Origin of the sequence: Sphingobacterium sp. JUb56, assembly GCF_014191365.1 — a bacterium.
Lineage (GTDB): Bacteria > Bacteroidota > Bacteroidia > Sphingobacteriales > Sphingobacteriaceae > Sphingobacterium > Sphingobacterium anhuiense.
Window position 1 is genome coordinate 593,244 of sequence record NZ_JACHWL010000002.1, and the last position, 12,724, is coordinate 605,967.

At 33.8% G+C, this 12,724-nt stretch carries 10 protein-coding genes; 4 read left to right on the forward strand and 6 right to left on the reverse strand.

What is annotated here, in order from left to right; translation table 11 throughout:
• Nucleotides 1–46 precede the first annotated feature (46 nt).
• The 5 genes from FHR29_RS22100 to FHR29_RS22120 form a co-directional block, all read right to left on the reverse strand.
• The gene (locus tag FHR29_RS22100) at nucleotides 47–1,123 is read right to left on the reverse strand and encodes a glycosyltransferase family 1 protein (protein WP_132841207.1); all 1,077 of its coding nucleotides are present in this window, start codon (nucleotides 1,121–1,123) and stop codon (nucleotides 47–49) included.
• 524 nt (nucleotides 1,124–1,647) lie between these two features.
• Nucleotides 1,648–2,805 (reverse strand): glycosyltransferase, encoded by a 1,158-nt coding sequence (locus tag FHR29_RS22105; protein WP_183917261.1) that lies wholly within the window; start codon nucleotides 2,803–2,805, stop codon nucleotides 1,648–1,650.
• A 10-nt stretch (nucleotides 2,806–2,815) separates the two neighbouring features.
• The gene (locus FHR29_RS22110) at nucleotides 2,816–4,066 is read right to left on the reverse strand and encodes a glycosyltransferase (RefSeq protein ID WP_183917263.1); all 1,251 of its coding nucleotides are present in this window, start codon (nucleotides 4,064–4,066) and stop codon (nucleotides 2,816–2,818) included.
• Nucleotides 4,063–5,097, reverse strand: a complete 1,035-nt coding sequence (locus FHR29_RS22115; RefSeq protein ID WP_183917265.1) for a glycosyltransferase — start codon at nucleotides 5,095–5,097, stop codon at nucleotides 4,063–4,065. Before FHR29_RS22115 ends, FHR29_RS22110 begins: the two co-directional genes overlap by 4 nt.
• Nucleotides 5,098–5,167: 70 nt before the next feature.
• The gene (locus FHR29_RS22120; protein WP_132841199.1) at nucleotides 5,168–6,400 is read right to left on the reverse strand and encodes a hypothetical protein; all 1,233 of its coding nucleotides are present in this window, start codon (nucleotides 6,398–6,400) and stop codon (nucleotides 5,168–5,170) included.
• Nucleotides 6,401–6,715: 315 nt separating this feature from the next.
• Between FHR29_RS22120 and FHR29_RS22125 the strand changes: the two genes are divergently transcribed.
• From FHR29_RS22125 to FHR29_RS22135, 3 genes are read left to right on the forward strand one after another with little or no spacing between them, the layout of a single operon-like run.
• The gene (locus FHR29_RS22125; protein WP_021192343.1) at nucleotides 6,716–7,201 is read left to right on the forward strand and encodes a histidine phosphatase family protein; all 486 of its coding nucleotides are present in this window, start codon (nucleotides 6,716–6,718) and stop codon (nucleotides 7,199–7,201) included.
• A gap of 22 nt (nucleotides 7,202–7,223) precedes the next feature.
• Nucleotides 7,224–9,227, forward strand: coding sequence for a thioredoxin domain-containing protein (locus FHR29_RS22130; RefSeq protein ID WP_132841197.1), 2,004 nt, complete (start codon nucleotides 7,224–7,226; stop codon nucleotides 9,225–9,227).
• 30 nt (nucleotides 9,228–9,257) lie between these two features.
• Complete coding sequence (locus FHR29_RS22135) at nucleotides 9,258–9,755, forward strand: peptidylprolyl isomerase (RefSeq protein WP_021190473.1); 498 nt, start codon at nucleotides 9,258–9,260, stop codon at nucleotides 9,753–9,755.
• Nucleotides 9,756–10,618: 863 nt separating this feature from the next.
• Here FHR29_RS22135 and mnmD read toward each other — a convergent pair.
• Nucleotides 10,619–11,284: a tRNA (5-methylaminomethyl-2-thiouridine)(34)-methyltransferase MnmD gene (gene mnmD, locus FHR29_RS22140; protein ID WP_132769087.1), complete on the reverse strand. Its 666-nt coding sequence runs from the start codon at nucleotides 11,282–11,284 to the stop codon at nucleotides 10,619–10,621.
• Nucleotides 11,285–11,487: 203 nt separating this feature from the next.
• Here mnmD and FHR29_RS22145 point away from each other — a divergent pair, with 203 nt between their 5' ends.
• On the forward strand, nucleotides 11,488–12,699 hold the full coding sequence (locus tag FHR29_RS22145) for a VCBS repeat-containing protein (RefSeq protein WP_165902376.1): 1,212 nt from the start codon (nucleotides 11,488–11,490) through the stop codon (nucleotides 12,697–12,699).
• Nucleotides 12,700–12,724 lie beyond the last annotated feature (25 nt).

The following is a 12,724-nucleotide window of genomic DNA, read 5'->3' on the forward strand; positions in this document are numbered from 1 at the left end:
ACTTAAAGATCTAAATATTTCAAAAAAACACAGGAAGAAACTTGGTTTACTTATTTAAAACTTGTTCATAAAGATTCCAATATCTTTTTGCTGCCATATCCCATGAAAATTTCCTGGACCAATTTTTTATTTCAGTACTTCTATCTTGAGAGTTAATCAAATTCATGATATGAGATTTTCCAAAATTCATCATATAATCCTTCTCCGTTGAATCTAAGAAAAAAGCTTCTGAACCTCCTATTTCAGGCAAGCAGGTATATTTAGACAACAGGACTTTTTTACCAAATGACATGGCTTCTATAACAGGCAGACCAAATCCTTCTGCAATTGAAGGGAAGACAAACATGGCACAGTTACTTAGATATTGATATTTTACTTCTTCTGTAATAGGTCCTGTGATCACAACGCGGTCCAATACGCCTAATTCTTTGGCTATACTTAATATATACTGATCATATCCAACTTCATCTAATACACCACTGATCACCAACTGTAGGTCATTTCCAACTAACAAATATGGCAAAACATGAAAATTTTTCTTTTTATTTACAGTACCAATAGTAAATAAAAACTGTCTTTCACCTTTGTTCAAAGGATTTTCTACTTGAAAATTACTAACAATTTTATGATCAATATTATTTCCATTATATACCACCTGTACAGACTTGCCTTTTAAATCACAATATTCTTCTAAATCATTTTTAACATAATTAGAAATAGCAACAATGCAATCTGCTTTATCCAAATTAGCCTGCAGTTTTTTTAAATAGAACTTCTCTTTATCAGGAGTTTTACCTTCTTTAAGAAAATTAAGGTCATGAATGGTCGAGATGATCTTAGTCTTTTTACCTTTCCTTGGAAAATAAGAGCTTAATTGATAGGTAGAATGCCACAAAGAAATATCATCAAAATTTGGCATCCAAAATTTATGAAGGGATTTTTGCTGAACATATGTAACCTCACTACCAAATTCTTGAGAAAGCGGGTCTGGAGAGTAAAATAACAGATCAGCATCGGTTGAACGATTTTCCAATAATGCGGATCCCAAATGTTTACAAAAGAAATACAAGCCTGTATGCTTGTGTTTCATTCTTTCAGTATCAAATATAATTCTATGACTCATTGACTAAATGTCAGATTTTCAATTAATAGTATTTTCTCTAGCAAACAAACGAATAAGTAATCATAAATATTATCACATTTAGCCTATGATACTTAAAACTAGCCCTGAGCAAAAGAATATTTATTTTTTTCTATCTCAAAATGATTACACTATACTACATAATAACGGTAATTGTTACCGAAACGTAACACATATCTTAAAAGATTTACATATCTTTTTCATGAAGTGATAAAACCATATTTAACAACACTCTTTATAATACTTATTTTATATTTAGAATAGAGCCTCACCCTTAAGATAAAACTCATGATATTAATCAATTATTAAAAACGCATCATTACTTCTATGGCAAAAGAATTCTCAGCTAAGATAGCAATTCTGTCAATTCTATGTAAAATAAAAGTAACTTTTATTTTACATAGAATTTTTAACAACTAATAATCAAAGGCTTACCCTTCTACTTCAATCGTGCTATCACAAAATTTTTCTACTATTTTTTCCTTAACATAAAGAAATAAAAATTACTAACTCGGAATAAACAGATCATTAAGTATCTTATCCTCTTTATCTTCATGATAATTTTGAGAAAAATAAGACAATGCTTCTGCACACGTTTTTGAATAAAGCTGTTGGTCGTTTAATAATTGTTTGATATTATTTGCAAAGCTTAGTGGATCATCACTAACCATACAGCCATTTTGAGATTTATTAATCAAGCCATCTACTCCACGCCGCGTTGTTACTATAGGCAACCCATAAGACAAGGATTCTAGTACTTTTATTTTAACTCCTGTACCCGTAATCATAGGACAGATACAAATTCGTGTATTTTGATATATCGCATCCAGATCATCCACAATGCCCAATTTAATGATATTAGGACTGTCTTCAATAAAATTGCAAATCTTTCCAACGATATAAATATTTACATTTTCTAATAGGGGGAAAACTTTATCTAAAAACCACTTGAAACTATTTACATTATGAGGATTAGCACTTGCAACATACAAAACATCATACTTGATCGTTCTCTTTTCATTCAGATGAACTGTTGGAAAAGAAACTGGCATCAGTGTAATTTTTCTATTTGTAAATTGTTCAAAAATATACTGCTCTTCAATGGAATATGTCCATATTTCATTGAACTTTTTGAGTATACTCATTTCATTTCCAAAAAGTTTCCCAATATTTATTTTTTTATGACCTTCGTATCTAATTTTATATTGCAGTGCCATAAAATCATGTGTATCTATAATAAAATAAGGACCATGAATATTTTCAATCACATTTCCCCAAGTAGAATAGCTTATCACTACAATATCATAGTTATTCTCCTGAATGTCTTTCTTAAATTTATTTCTAAAATAAGGAGTGCTGGAATCCAGGGGGTTTCTTCTTATAGCTCTGGAAATTTGCTTCGGAATTTTGTCCTTTATTAAATATTTTAAAATATTTGATTTGGGCAGATTAAAAAGAAATATTTTCAATTGTATGTCAGGATATCTTAAATGAAATTCTTCTTTACTTTCGTTATCCCAATCAATAGAAGATATAAAGTGCACATCTAGTAAATCACTATTCTTTTGGAAATAGGATAACATTTGATTGCACCTGGTTAAATTCCCTCCTTTTCCTTTTAAGGGATTATCCGGCATATAATATAAAACTTTCTTTTTTGACATAAAACAACCCTCAATTCTGCTTGAATAAGCTTTCTATTTTAGTTACAAATTCATTCCAATCATGTAATACTTTACTTTCACTAAAAACTTCTACAGCTTTTTTTGCATTTGTACCTAAGTGATCTCGTAGGTGGGCATCTCCCATAAGTTTATCTAATTGAGATGTCATTTCGTCCATGTCTTCTGCAAGAAATCCTGTTTCTTGATGTTTTATCAACTCATTTACTCCAGAGCAACTTTTAAAACCTAGACATGGAAGACCTACCGACATAGCCTCAACTAATGCTAATCCGAAACCTTCATATTTACTTGGAAATATAAATACATCAGCTTCACTCATTTTTACAATAGGACTTTCAGTAAAACCTTTCAAAAAAATTCTATCCTTCATCTTAAGGTCTGAAATCTGCTTCTCCAGTCTATTCCAATCTGGACCTATACCCCATAATTCAAAATCCCAATTCATATATTTATTTGATAGTTTTGAGAAGCAATCTATTGCCAGATGTTGTTGCTTGCAACCTGTATCCAATCTTGCTAAATGAATGATTTTATAACGATCTTTACTTTTAAAATGGTCTACTTGATATAGATTTTTTGAAACTGGATTAGGAATTACGACCACATCTCCCTTAAAGCTTGACGGTAAATAGTTACGATAGCTATCAAAAAGTATTTGAATTCCTGATAAATTTTGAAAAGATTCTTCTAATAATTTTACTTCAAATGGTTTCCTTCCGCCAAAAATATTTGTGAAATCATAATCTGGTCTTCCATTTACAGAATCAATAATTGGAACATTTAAATTATTTCGATAAGTGATCTCAAGCAATGAACCTATTGACATTGTAATAATAAGATCAGGTTGTACCTGATTAATATAATTCTTCCATGCTTTTGCCCGATTTGCTAGATTATAGATAAATAAATTCTCTTCACCATTCATGCTCTTTTTTAAAAGCGTATTATATGCTTTGGCATACTTCTTCCTTATTTTATGGACGAACCAAAGAAATGGATTCCTTCCTATATAGTTGACAATCGGAATCAGCTCTTTTTGATGAACAGACGCATCATAAATATTTGTTACAGTAACTTGGTCGTCTAATTTAAAAACGGCCTTTCCGGAAACATGCTCATTCGTAGCAATTTCAACCTGATGACCGTTCTTAACAAAACTATTTGCAAGAAATGAACAGATTTTTTCTGTACCACCTGTTCCGTTAATAAAATATAAATGCTGAACGAATAATATCTTCATAACTGATGAAACTTTCTACTGAATTTCTTTCGTAAACTTCTTCTAAATTTAGATAATGGTATAAATTTTAATAAAAAAAGCTGCGTTTTAAACTTTTTTGTTTTCTTCCTTTTATAGTCAATATAAAAAGTATCAAAGCTTTTTAAGTCTTTAGATTCTAAGAAGTAAAGAAACGGTACACTTAGTTGTGCCTTCTCATCAGTATTTAGGTTTGGGAGAACCTTTTCATGCATAAAAACTTTTATTAAATCGAATAATTGCATTCTTTGCTCATCATCAAACGGCATTCTTATATAACGCAGTTCAAAAGGTTCATGTTCAATAAATAATGCTAAATGTAGCGCGTGTGACTTATAGAAATTGTTCCTTGTATAAAATTCTTTTAATAGACTCAACCATTGAGGAATCTGAGCTAATACCTTTGATGTATTTTGATTAATGATAATGTGATTTTGAAAATCATGCTGTCGGTAATGATATTTTCCTTCTGGATACAGACTAACTTTGTCTGTTAATGCTAATAATTGATGCGAAAACAATCCATCTTCACAGGGTTGAATGCCAATAGGAAAGTTAATATCAGGATGTTTTTTTAGAAAATCTGTTTTTAAAAACATAGCACAGGTAGGTAGAGCCATCATATGGCGCGAGCGAAAACAGTAATCTTCTCCTATCGCTACAAAATCACTTTCATTATTTAGTGCTATTGCAAGTGCTTCTTCTAAAAATTCTGTAGCAATGGTATCATCTCCGTCTAAAAAAAACACATAAGCTCCGGTAGATTCTTGTAGTCCTCTATTCCGTGCTACAGATACACCTGAGTTTACCTGCTCTATATAGCGTACATTACCATATTGACTACTATACTTTATGCAGATATCTAACGACCTATCTGTACTACCATCATTGACCAATATTAATTCTACAAAGGGATAACTTTGTTTTAAAACACTTTGAATTGATTCTTCAAGAAATAATTCTTGATTATAAATTGGTATTATTACGGATATCAATAATTTATCTGACTGCATAAAAACATTTTATTACTTTACTAGCAAATAGCTTGTAAAGGTAACGAATAGAAATAGGCAAATGATAAAATTATTTCCAACAGTTATCAATCTTTTCTTTACTAAGTGTAAATTCCCTATATCTAAATTCTCCTGATTTTGTAGCGATCATGGCCCCCATCTGAATAATTTTCTCATCTGTCTTCATTGGAAAAATTGCCGATCGGTAGGCATTCTGTTCAAGGATAGCTTTTGGAAAAACCTGGTAGTTAATACCATCTTTAGAATAGGCTACATAGAGTGCTTCGGATGTGTATTTTTTAACATCTCCAATAGCTATACATAGAAAATAATATCCATCAACATAAGTTGCCTGAATATGCCATGGTGAATATGCAGCATTTAGTTTTAACCAAGGCTTATTTAGAAAATTTACTATTTTACTTTGTTTAAACTGATCAAAATTTAGTCCGTCACTAGAGGTTCTACGGATTACATAAGAAGGATTATTTCCTCTAAAACTTCTTTTACCCATATTTAACTCAATTTCATAACTCATAAATTTACTTCCATCATAAATAAAAGATGGAGATAAAACATGGTTATTGCGGGGAGAAAACGGAGGGTTACTTGTAAAAGCTATGCTCATTGGAGACCAGTTCACCCCATCTCCGGAAGTTTGTCGGACTATTGTTCTTTGGGCATTAGCTTCTAACTTCTTAAAATTTTCATTATTTTTCTCGACTTTTTTTCTTAGTGCTGATGCAGAAATAAAACTTGCTCGGTAGTATAAATAAAATTTATTATTTACATAGAGCCAATCAACATCTGACCAAAATCCTTGTTTTGGATCTTGATTATTTTCCTTGATGCTTTCATTCGGATTTGGAGCAGCAGTAATAGGGTTTATTAAATTGGGAGGATTTGTCCAATTGATCCCGTCGTTAGATACAACAATACTTGGGTTTTCAAAACGCTTAGAATTTTGATTTGTTCCTACCGCACCAAAGTAAGGAGTAAATACCATCCAATATTTAAAACCATTCAAACCGGTAGGAAAATACAGCACATCGGGATGACAATAACTATGATTATCATTTGCAATATTTAGCAAAAATCTTGTATCATTAAAACCTAAAAAATTAGCATTTGCCGTAGTATGGATATTAATAAGTCCTTTCTCATCATCAAATGTGACAGAATCTAAAGGTTTAGCCTTTAAATCAATACTATCAACATCTTCTGCATATATACTTTCATCAGAACGGCTACATGATAACAATAAATTTAACAGACATAAAGCTGTTAATATACTTTTAAACATAAAATTGAAACCAAAAAGATTAATTAAAAATTCAATAATAAGCAACTTAGTACAGCCTACTTATCGCAATTTTTTTCAATGTCCAAAAGTATATTATTAAAATTAAATTTTACAACATCTCGAACGATTTACCGGTAAAATTGTACATTAATTTATTCATATGGACAGAACTAAAAAATTTACACATCATCATATTTTAAAAGCCTAAAGCTATTTCTGATAATCAGTGGTTTTCATTAATTTAATGTTAAACTTTCCTAATCTTTGAAATAAATAAATCGATTTTATTTATATTTATATGGATAACTTCAGAATATGTCTAAAAATCTCTATATCGTCCGTCATGCCAAGGCTGAACAGTCATTTTCTAAGAAAGATTTTGACCGTATATTATTAGACAAAGGCATAGAAAGAGCACAACGTGTTTCCCATCAGCTTGCTCTACAGATGCAAGCGGATTCTACTACGCTCTGTATTTCCTCTTCTGCAATTAGAGCATCTGAAACAGCAGAGATATTCATTAAAGCAATTAAATATCCTCAGATTGCTTTAATTAAAGAAGATCAGCTATATGAGGCTACTTATTTGGATATTCTTAAACTAATTAACCAAGTTCCACCACATATTCATACACTATTTATATTTGGCCACAACCCTGGTTTATCAGATTTTATTGAATATGTGAGTAATGAATCTGTCCCTTTATCAACATCGCAAGTTGTACATCTGATTCTTGATGAAGGTTTTGATTTTAATACCCTAACATCCAATACTGCTACGCTTTTAAATACCATAGTATAATTCATTTTTGTACCTTCGGGTTATGGCAAATCAATTGCAATTTGAAAATTCTCCTTATTTGAAACAACATGCGCATAATCCGGTTCACTGGATGCCATGGGGGGAAGAAGCATTAAAAAAAGCACAGGAAGAAAATAAATTGATCATCATCAGTATCGGCTACTCTGCCTGTCACTGGTGTCATGTGATGGAACGCGAAAGCTTTGAAAATGATGTGATCGCACAGACCATGAATAAGTTTTATGTTCCGATCAAAATAGACAGAGAAGAGCGTCCAGATATTGATCAGGTCTATATGACTGCGGTACAGTTGATGACAAATGCTGGTGGATGGCCATTAAACTGCATCTGTTTACCTGACGGTAGACCCATATACGGTGGTACTTATTTCAAAGCTCATGATTGGCAGAATATTTTAATTCAGATTGCCCGCATGTGGGAGGAACAACCTGCTGTAGCAATGGAATATGCTGACAAATTGACAAAAGGCATTCAACAGAGTGAGCGATTACCTATAAATGCAATACCGGAGCAATATAAGTTTGAAGATTTAGAAGATATTATAAAACCCTGGAAAGAATTATTTGATCCAAGGGACGGTGGCTACCATCGCAGTCCAAAATTTTCGCTTCCTAACAACTGGTTATTCTTATTGCGTTACGCTGTTTTAGCGCAGGATACTGAAACACTAAGCCATGTTCATTTTACGCTCCAAAAAATTGCTTCTGGAGGTATTTACGACCACATCGGAGGTGGCTTTGCGCGCTATTCAGTCGATAGTGAATGGCATGTCCCACATTTTGAAAAAATGCTGTACGACAATGGCCAACTCATTTCCCTGTATGCAGAAGCTTATCAACAGCAACCCCATCCTTTATATAAACGTGTCGTTGAAGAGACAATTGCTTGGGCGCAACGCGAAATGTTAGCTCCGAACAATGGCTTTTATGCAGCTTTAGATGCCGATAGTGAAGGCGTCGAGGGAAAATTCTACACATTTGACATCGCCGAAATTAAAACGGTGTTAGGTGAAGATGCTGATTTATTTATAGCTTATTACAACATTACTGTTGAAGGTAACTGGGAAGAAGAAAAAACTAATATATTGATTTGTGACATTGATGCTGATGAAATGGCTAAGGAAGCTGGCTACAACACAGAAGAATGGGAAATTTATCTACAGTCAATAAAGAAGAAACTATTTGACTACAGAAAAAATCGTATTCATCCTGGACTTGACCACAAACAATTAGCAACATGGAACGCGTTACTACTAAAGGGGCTGATTGATGCATACCGCATCTTTGATAAAAAGGAATACTTAGAGCTGGCTTTACTGAATGCTGAATTTCTGAAGAGTGAATTGATTGCCGGCGATTTCAGTATGTTACATCAGCCACAAGATTCAAATCGCAGTATCCCCGGTTTTTTAGATGATTACGCTTTTACGATCACTGCATTTACAGCACTTTACGAAGCTACTTTTGAAGAAAAATGGTTACAAATAGCAACCTCTTTACTCGATAAAACAATCGAATTATTTTATGATAGCAACGAAAAAACGTTTTACTACAGTGCATCGAGCGCAGAAAAATTAATTGCCCGAAAAAGTGAAGTCATGGATAATGTCATTCCGTCATCTACATCAGCAATTTGTCATCAATTAAAAAAAATAGGGCTACTAACTGACAATGAGGAGTATACAGCAATTTCAGATCAGTTATTTGCCAATGTATTCCCACAAATCAAGACATATGGTTCTGCATATTCAAATTGGGCAATATTATTGTTAGAAGAATTGTATGGTTGCAATGAGATTGCGCTAACTGGAGAAGATGCACATGCATTTCGTAAGGAGCTAGATCATTATTACATTCCGAATAAAATTGTATTGGGTGGAACAAAAAGCAGTCTGCCATTGTTATTAAATAGACAGGGTTTAAATTCAAAAGCATACCTTTGTCGAAATAAAACATGCAGTCTGCCACAGAATACAATTGCAGAACTTATAAAAATAATAGAATAATAACGGGGGATATCCCAAAAATCAAAACAAATGGCAATAGTAACTAATGACGTAGTAGCGTTAACTTACAAACTTCACACAATCGAAAACGGCGAAAAAGTATTCGTAGAAGAAACAACAACAGAAAATCCTTTAGACTTCTTATACGGTGTAGGCATGATGCTTCCTAAATTTGAAGAAAACATCGCTGGCTTAAATGTTGGTGACACTACTGCATTTGAATTATCTGCAGAAGATGCTTATGGCGAAAAAGACGAGCGTGCTGTTGCCCAATTACCAGCAGATATGTTCAAAGAAACTGGTCTACCTCCAGTAGGTGAAGTTATCCCTTTACAAGATAACCAAGGTAACCAATTCCGTGCAGTAGTTGTAGAAGTAACTCCTGAAGTTGTAGTTGCAGACTTAAACCACCCAATGGCTGGTAAATCATTACATTTCGAAATCGAAATTTTAAATGTACGTCCTGCAACTGAAGAAGAGTTATCTCATGGTCACTCTCACGGTGTAGATGGTACTCAAGGTCACTAATTCTGACCAAAATATTTATAAGAGACGGATGTTGGTTCAAACCAGCATCCGTTTTTATTTGTAGTAATTATAACGTGTTGTCTAATTTCAGAAAGGAGCTAACAGTTCTGACTGTTGGTTAATAACTTCAGCGAGAAGAGAAAGGGTAATTTTTCATCGATTTCGCACTATGGCGGCCTCATTTCGTCGCCAGTATATGACATTTCCGCACGTGGCGGAATCGTATTGACCACTGTATGTTTCATTTCCCCACGTGGCAGAATCGTTTTGTCCTATGACTGCATCATTTCACAGGTTATAGAATCTTGTCGTAGGTTGCATGCATCATTTCCCCAAGTGACAAAATCCTGTCGTCGCCTATCCCTGCCATTTCCTTACGTGGCAAACTCGTTTCGCCACCTGTCTGTTTCATTTACCCCTGTGGCGGAATCGTTTTTTCCTTTGTTGAAAGCCTTCCGCCATAATGCGAAACCACGCTCTTATTTTGCAATAACTCTAAAATGAAGCGTAACTCATAGCCTCCATAGCGTGTTCTCTAGTATAACTACCGCAAATACTACATATCCTTCTTATTCATTTCAAAGTAGTCTGACTCTTAATTGTCTCCAAACCATAAAATGGTCATGACAGTTACTTGGTCCATATTCTTGACTTGAAATGATCGAGACCCCAAGGACAAAATGAAAGAAGAATACGGAAAACATCTTCCTATCTGTGGCCTAACTGCACCGAATCGCCCAACTCACAAACCTATAACTTTTGAGCTTAAAAAACTTTAGCTAAATCCTATTTTTTAAGAATTGTCTTTATAATCATATTGTTGTAACTTTCATATTCACAACCTACTATTATGAATCATTGCCTTAAACCTTTGTCGCCCGTAACATCTCTCTCTTCCCTGGTGCTCCCGGTGCTTTTTCGATCGTAAATCCTAGTGCTTTCATGCTTCTTTTGAGATTGCCGGTAATAGCATAGGTAACAAAAACACCTCCTGGTTTTACAAATTTTGCAACATGGGCCAAAGCCTCATCTGACCACATTTCGGGTTGATGAATAGCAGCAAAGGCATCAAAGTATACCAAATCAAAAGTTTTATCTGAACCAAAATCCATCAATAAGGTATGATCGATATATAAATTCGTATTTGAATCAATTTGCGTAGTTTCATTTAGAGCTTGTTTATATCCTGATATATAATTATTCCAGTTTTCTTCAGAAACGAATGCATCATAACCAATTTGCTGAATAACCTCCAGTGACAATGGATAGCCTTCTATACCTACATAATCTACCGAAATTTCTTTACCAGATGTATAAGCGAGCGTTTGCGTAAAGTTTAAGCCTGTTCCAAAACCTACTTCCAAAATAGTGATATCCTTTAAGGAGTGTTTCTGAATGTAATAATCAAGTCCTGTCTGAATAAAAACATGTTTACTTTCTTGAACAGCTCCATGTTTGGAGTGGTAGCACTCTCCTATTTGTTCATTAAACAATGTTTTTGAACCATCTCCTGTTGTTACAAATTCCATTTCACGCATATATAACAAAAATAGAATAAAATGAACTTAATTGCTATGGATATCCATATAATCAGTCTTTATATTTCATTGAGGTTATTTAAAGTAAAAAACAATACCTCATAAAATTGTTTGTTCTTATCAAGAAAATTTAAAAACCTTTCATTAAAAATGAATAATTATTTATATATTAACATCTTGTAAACAAAATGATTATGAAAAATTACATCCAACAGTCACTAAGTTATATGAGCATATGCTTATTGTTTGGGTCTACGCAATGCAGTGTGGCTCAACAGAAATATTTTAATGATGTGACGTTAACAAATATTCCACAAGATGCAAAAGCCCATGCTTTGGATGTAATCCTTATCGATGTTGATGCTGATGGAGATCTTGATCTTGTACTGGCTCTAGAATCTGAACCCAACAGATTATACCTTAATGATGGAAGTGGTAAGTTTTCTTGGAAGAAAGGTGTTTTTGCTAATAAACCGCATGATACCGAGCATGTAAGGGCGGCAGATTTTAATAAAGATGGTTTTATAGACTTTATTTTTGTGGCTGAGGATGATCAGAACCATGAGTATTATTTAGGTAAAGGTGATGGCACATTTATCGATGTATCCGATCGAATATTAGGCAAAAGCGAAGCTAACGGCCTAGACATAGCAGATGTCAACGGAGATGGCCTTATGGATATTGTTATCGGCAATTCGGGTAAATCACCACAAAATTTTTTATGGATAAATGATGCTAAACGACCTGGTTATTTTTTAGACCATACTTCAATTTCACTTCCACAGGTTGAAGATCAAACTCAATCCATCAAATTTGCAGATTTGGATGCTGATGGTCACATGGATATGATTATTGGTAACGAAACTCCGCCAAATCGCTTATTATTTAATGATGGGAAAGGAAATTTCATAGAACATACCGCAGGATTACCGCTCATGGTCCCCTTACACACGCGCGAGGTGATTGTATTTGATGCAAATGGCGATGGGAAACCCGATATACTTTTCGCCAATCTAACAAGTAATGGGGGCGCAAAAGATAAAGATCCCAGAGCCCGATTGTTTATAAATCAGGGCGACCGTCGTTTTGTAGATGAAACAGAATCTAGAATGCCAGAACAAACATTTTCTACGTATGCGGCTACTGCAATTGATTTTGATCATGACGGACACTTAGACATTATACTGAGTGCAATCAAGATTCCTCCTTTTGAAGAGATGCAAGTGCAAGCTTTAAGAAACGATGGAAAGGGTCACTTTTCTTTTGTTACTGACAAAACAATCCCTGAAATTACACGTGGTAGAAGCTGGGGTATTGCAGTTGGCGATGTCAATGCTGATGGAATAGCTGATATGGTGATCGGCGGATGGGGCTCTCAGGTTCGTCTGTTATTAGGTCAAAAATAAATTTTAACAAATAGGCTGGGAAAGT

Excerpts from the sequence above, each read along its gene's own strand:
- FHR29_RS22100 (WP_132841207.1), bottom strand. The coding sequence starts at position 1,123 with ATGAGTCATAGAATTATATTTGATACTGAAAGAATGAAACACAAGCAT.
- FHR29_RS22105 (WP_183917261.1), bottom strand. The coding sequence starts at position 2,805 with ATGTCAAAAAAGAAAGTTTTATATTATATGCCGGATAATCCCTTAAAA.
- FHR29_RS22110 (WP_183917263.1), bottom strand. The coding sequence starts at position 4,066 with ATGAAGATATTATTCGTTCAGCATTTATATTTTATTAACGGAACAGGT.
- FHR29_RS22115 (WP_183917265.1), bottom strand. The coding sequence starts at position 5,097 with ATGCAGTCAGATAAATTATTGATATCCGTAATAATACCAATTTATAAT.
- FHR29_RS22120 (WP_132841199.1), bottom strand. The coding sequence starts at position 6,400 with ATGTTTAAAAGTATATTAACAGCTTTATGTCTGTTAAATTTATTGTTA.
- FHR29_RS22125 (WP_021192343.1), top strand. The coding sequence starts at position 6,716 with ATGTCTAAAAATCTCTATATCGTCCGTCATGCCAAGGCTGAACAGTCA.
- FHR29_RS22130 (WP_132841197.1), top strand. The coding sequence starts at position 7,224 with ATGGCAAATCAATTGCAATTTGAAAATTCTCCTTATTTGAAACAACAT.
- FHR29_RS22135 (WP_021190473.1), top strand. The coding sequence starts at position 9,258 with ATGGCAATAGTAACTAATGACGTAGTAGCGTTAACTTACAAACTTCAC.
- mnmD (WP_132769087.1), bottom strand. The coding sequence starts at position 11,284 with ATGGAATTTGTAACAACAGGAGATGGTTCAAAAACATTGTTTAATGAA.
- FHR29_RS22145 (WP_165902376.1), top strand. The coding sequence starts at position 11,488 with ATGAAAAATTACATCCAACAGTCACTAAGTTATATGAGCATATGCTTA.